Origin of the sequence: Azospirillum sp. (assembly GCF_035628975.1) — a bacterium.
Taxonomy (GTDB): Bacteria; Pseudomonadota; Alphaproteobacteria; order Azospirillales; family Azospirillaceae; genus Azospirillum.
This window is the reverse complement of sequence record NZ_DASPIS010000089.1, coordinates 1-3,913: the sequence shown is the minus strand read 5'-3', so window position 1 is coordinate 3,913 and position 3,913 is coordinate 1. Positions and strand designations below refer to the sequence as shown.

The window sequence follows — 3,913 nt, the reverse complement described above, 5'->3', positions numbered from 1 at the left end:
GGTCTTCTCCGAACGGAAAAGCCTGATTTTCAAGTCGATCGCCATCCGTCGCATCTACGACCGGCCGAACGACACGCTGGTTTATGTGGTGTACAGCCGGCAGGTGAAGGACGCATCCGCCAAGATGTCGATCTCGACCGTGCCCCTGTTCAGCGCCAACGCCACCTGGACGAAGGGCAAGCCGGCGGCGAAGTGAGCGGGCCGGCCAGACCTCGAAAGTCCGGCCTCATCCCACGATCCGGCCCAGACGCACCGCCGTCTGGCCGGACTTCACCCGGCGGGCGGGCATGATCAGGACGCAGTCGTCATAGGGGGTCAGGATGGCGCGGCCGTCGTCCCAGCCGATGACGGTTCCGGCGCGGCCGATCACCTCCATGCCGACGAAGGGGGCGGTGAAGCGGAAGCGCTCGCTGGCGGCGGTGACGGCGTCGGTGACCTCGACCACCCGCTGCGGATCGGTGCGCGGGCGCAGGCGCGGGCCGTTTGCCGCCCGGCCGATCATGTCGGGATCGATCATCTCCAGGCCGAGCAGCAGGCGCAGGCAGCTTTCCAGCGCGACCGTCGCGGTCTCGGTCCGCCAATGCTGGCCGCATTCGACCAGGATCGCGGTGCGCGACCCCTCCGCCTCGGCGAAGCTGCCGTAATCAATCAGCCGCTTTCCCCCGGCATGCCCGCCGTCCGCCACCACCCAGGCCGGATAGCCGAGGCCGAGCGCCAGGTCGCGCCCGCGCGTGGTGCGGCCGCACAGGGTCAGCGGCGCCGTGTCCGCGGTCATGGAATGGAGGTCGAGCAGCAGGTCCGCCGATTCGTAGACCGGGCGCAGCACGCGGGCGCGCCGCAGCTCCACGCTGTCGCGCCGGCCGTCGAGATGGTCGGGCGACCACAGCCGGTTGAAGTCCTCGTCCAGATAGCGCGAGGCGTAGGGGTTCTGGCGGTCGAAGGTGGCGTAGGCCGCGGTGTTGGCGAAGACGAAGGTCAGCCGTCCGCGCCGTGGCCGCAGTCCCATCCGCAGCAGCGCATCCAGCGCGATGGCGCCGCCCAGCTCGTTGCCGTGGACGAGCGCGTTCAGCACCACATGCGGCCCGGGCTCCACCGCCGACAGGCTGGTGACATGGTCGATGCCGGTGTTGCCGCGCCGGTAGGGCGCGATGTCCGGCGGCGAGAGTTCGACGGGAGCGAAGAGGGGGTCGGTCAAGCGGCAGGCTCGCCAGCGGTGGGGCGCTCCGCTCAGTATGGCGAACCATGCGACTCCGCGCCAGTCCGGGGCGGGCCGGCGGCGTGGTTTTTTCGGCTGATGCGGGCGGCGCAATGTTGCGGCGGCATGGCAGGATCGTGACAGATTGCCGTCGACTGTGGCTTGACGCTTGGGTTATAGGATCCGCCGGATCCGTTTCATCGGATTCTCCGGATCAATGAAATCGGCGGTCGAGCTTGCGGTTATCACTGTGCTGGCGTCTGGTCGGGGCGGGTCGATGAGCTTCGTGATCGATGACGTTCTTGTCCGCAACGACCCGGTGGGCCATCGCCTGCCGGTCCTGTTCGATTCGCCGCACAGCGGCAGCGTCTATCCCGCCGATTTCCGGGTGGTCTGCCCGCATCCCTTGCTGCGCCAGGGCGAGGACACCCATGTGGAGGAGCTGTTCGCGGCGGCCCCCGACCATGGCGCCACTTTGCTGTGCGCCTTGTTCCCCCGCACCTGCATCGACGTGAACCGCGCGGTGGACGACATCGACCCGGCGCTGATCGACGGCGACTGGCCGGTGCCGCTCCGCCCGACCCCGCGCAGCACGCTGGGCATGGGGCTGATCCGCAGCATGCTGCGGCCGGGTGTGCCGCTCTATGACGGGAAGCTGCCGGCCGCGGCGGTGGCCGACCGCATCGACCGCTATTACCGTCCCTACCACGCGCAGATGCGGCTGGCGCTGGACGGGCTGGCGGAGCGGTTCGGCGCGGTCTGGCACGTCAACTGCCATTCCATGCCGTCGTCGCTGCGTCCGGACGGGCGCGACCCGCTGGCGGCGGATTTCGTGATCGGCGACCGCGACGGCACCACCAGCGAGGCGGGATTCGTCCATCTGGTGGCGCAGACCCTGCGCGGCTTCGGCTACCGCGTGGCGATCAACGATCCGTACAAGGGCGTGGAACTGCTGGCGCGCTACGGCGATCCGTCACGCGGCCGGCATTCGATCCAACTGGAGATCAATCGGCGCCTCTACATGAACGAGGAGACGCTGGAGCGCCATGACGGCTTTACCCGGCTGAAGGGCGACATCGACCTGCTGATCGGCCGGATCGCCGACTATGCCGGCCAGCGCATCCTGCGCCGCGCAGCGGAATAGGCCGCCCGCCGCCGCCCCTGGTCGGGCGGCGGGTCCGCAGGACGGGACGGCCCCTCCGATCAGGCTTGCGTCACCTGCTGGCGCGCGACATCCAGGAACTGGGCCATCTGCTTTTCCACGCGGTGGTCGGAGATGTCGACTCCGCGGGCGTGCAGGTCGGCGCACAGCTTGTCCCGGATGTCGTGCGGTCCGAGCGTGGCGATGTCGGTGTCCACGATCTCGCGGGCGTAGGCTTCCGCTTCCGCCCCGGTCAGCCCCATCAGGTCGGCAGCCCATTCGCCGGCCAGCCGGTCGCGCCGTGCGCGGATGCGGAAGAGCAGATCCTCGTCGTGTTGGAACTTGGTCTCGAAGGCCTTTTCGCGGTCGTCGAAGGTCGTCATGATGACCTGCGCTCCTTTATTGGTTTCACTCCCATTTACGAGGATTATATAGCCGGGAAACGGTCGCCGTCACCGTTCCGCCGCGTCGCAGCCCCGGATATTCTGCAGAGTTTCCTACAGGCGGCGGGATACCCCCGGCCCCCCACGACAAGATGCAACAGTAGACAGGGCAAGGCATGTGCAGCGTGATTCTCCTGCGGCGACCCGACGCAACCTGGCCGCTGGTCGTCGCCGGGAACCGTGACGAGATGGCGGGGCGGCCCTGGCTGCCTCCGGCCCGCCATTGGCCCGACCGGCCCAACGTGGTCGCCGGGCTGGACGAACTGGCCGGCGGCTCCTGGATGGGGCTGAACGACGAAGGCGTGGTGGCGGTCATCCTGAACCGCTTCGGCACGCTGGGGCCGGAGGCCGGCAAGCGGTCGCGCGGCGAACTGGTGCTGGATGCGCTCGACCATGCCGACGCGGCCGATGCGGCGCGCAGCTTCGCCCATCTCGACATCCGCGCCTACCGTCCGTTCAACCTGGTGATCGCCGACAACCGCGACGCCTTCCTGGTGGTCCACCGCGGCGCCAACCCGCGCCACCGGCCGGAGGTGTCGTCGGTCCCCGCCGGCGTCCACATGCTGACCGCCTTCGAACTGGACGATCCGCAGGATCCGCGTACCGCCTTCTACCGCCCGTTGTTCGAGCATGCCACGCCGCCGGCCATCGACGCCCCCGATGCGGAGTCCTTCGCCTGGGGCGGCTGGCCCGAGCTGATGGGCAGCCGCATCTGGGAGGGCACGCCGGACGAGCGCGGCGCCATGGATTTCCAGCTGCCCAGCGGCTTCGGCACCTCGTCCAGTTCGCTGCTGGCGGTGCCGCGGGTGGAGCGGCTGGACCTGAACCCGATCTGGCACTTCTCCCCCGGCCGGCCCCATGCCGTGCCCTATGCGCCGGTGGAGCTGTAAAGCGGCAGCCGCACAATCCTGTCCTCCGGCCCCCGTCGTTGTGTTCGTGCACCCGGCTTGCTATATCACTGGGGCACATTCCTGGGCCGGCAAGCTCGCTTGACCGGTCCTTACGTATTTGGACGAACACGCGATGACACGACGCCGGCGCATCTACGAAGGCAAGGCCAAGGTACTCTTCGAAGGGCCGGAGCCGGGCACCCTGGTGCAGTACTTCAAGGACGACGCCACCGCCTTCAACAAC

The 3,913-nt window shown here is 68.7% G+C and carries 6 protein-coding genes; 4 read left to right on the top strand and 2 right to left on the bottom strand.

What is annotated here, in order from left to right; genetic code table 11:
* Nucleotides 1-196 (top strand): CreA family protein (locus VD964_RS19455; RefSeq protein WP_324870166.1); only part of this gene is annotated, 196 nt, incomplete at its 5' end.
* Nucleotides 197-226: 30 nt separating this feature from the next.
* On the opposite strand, the gene VD964_RS19450 is transcribed toward VD964_RS19455, so the two are convergent.
* Nucleotides 227-1,195, bottom strand: a complete 969-nt coding sequence (locus VD964_RS19450) for a succinylglutamate desuccinylase/aspartoacylase domain-containing protein (protein ID WP_324870165.1) — start codon at nucleotides 1,193-1,195, stop codon at nucleotides 227-229.
* Nucleotides 1,196-1,472: 277 nt separating this feature from the next.
* Between VD964_RS19450 and VD964_RS19445 the strand changes: the two genes are divergently transcribed.
* Nucleotides 1,473-2,339 (top strand): N-formylglutamate amidohydrolase, encoded by an 867-nt coding sequence (locus VD964_RS19445; protein WP_324870164.1) that lies wholly within the window; start codon nucleotides 1,473-1,475, stop codon nucleotides 2,337-2,339.
* A 59-nt stretch (nucleotides 2,340-2,398) separates the two neighbouring features.
* On the opposite strand, the gene VD964_RS19440 is transcribed toward VD964_RS19445, so the two are convergent.
* Nucleotides 2,399-2,719, bottom strand: coding sequence for a DUF1476 domain-containing protein (locus VD964_RS19440; protein WP_149225466.1), 321 nt, complete (start codon nucleotides 2,717-2,719; stop codon nucleotides 2,399-2,401).
* A gap of 176 nt (nucleotides 2,720-2,895) precedes the next feature.
* On the opposite strand from VD964_RS19440, the gene VD964_RS19435 reads away from it, so the two are divergent.
* Both VD964_RS19435 and VD964_RS19430 read left to right on the top strand, forming a co-directional pair.
* On the top strand, nucleotides 2,896-3,669 hold the full coding sequence (locus VD964_RS19435) for an NRDE family protein (protein ID WP_324870163.1): 774 nt from the start codon (nucleotides 2,896-2,898) through the stop codon (nucleotides 3,667-3,669).
* A gap of 133 nt (nucleotides 3,670-3,802) precedes the next feature.
* Nucleotides 3,803-3,913: phosphoribosylaminoimidazolesuccinocarboxamide synthase (locus tag VD964_RS19430; RefSeq protein ID WP_324870167.1), on the top strand; the 111-nt coding region annotated here is incomplete at its 3' end.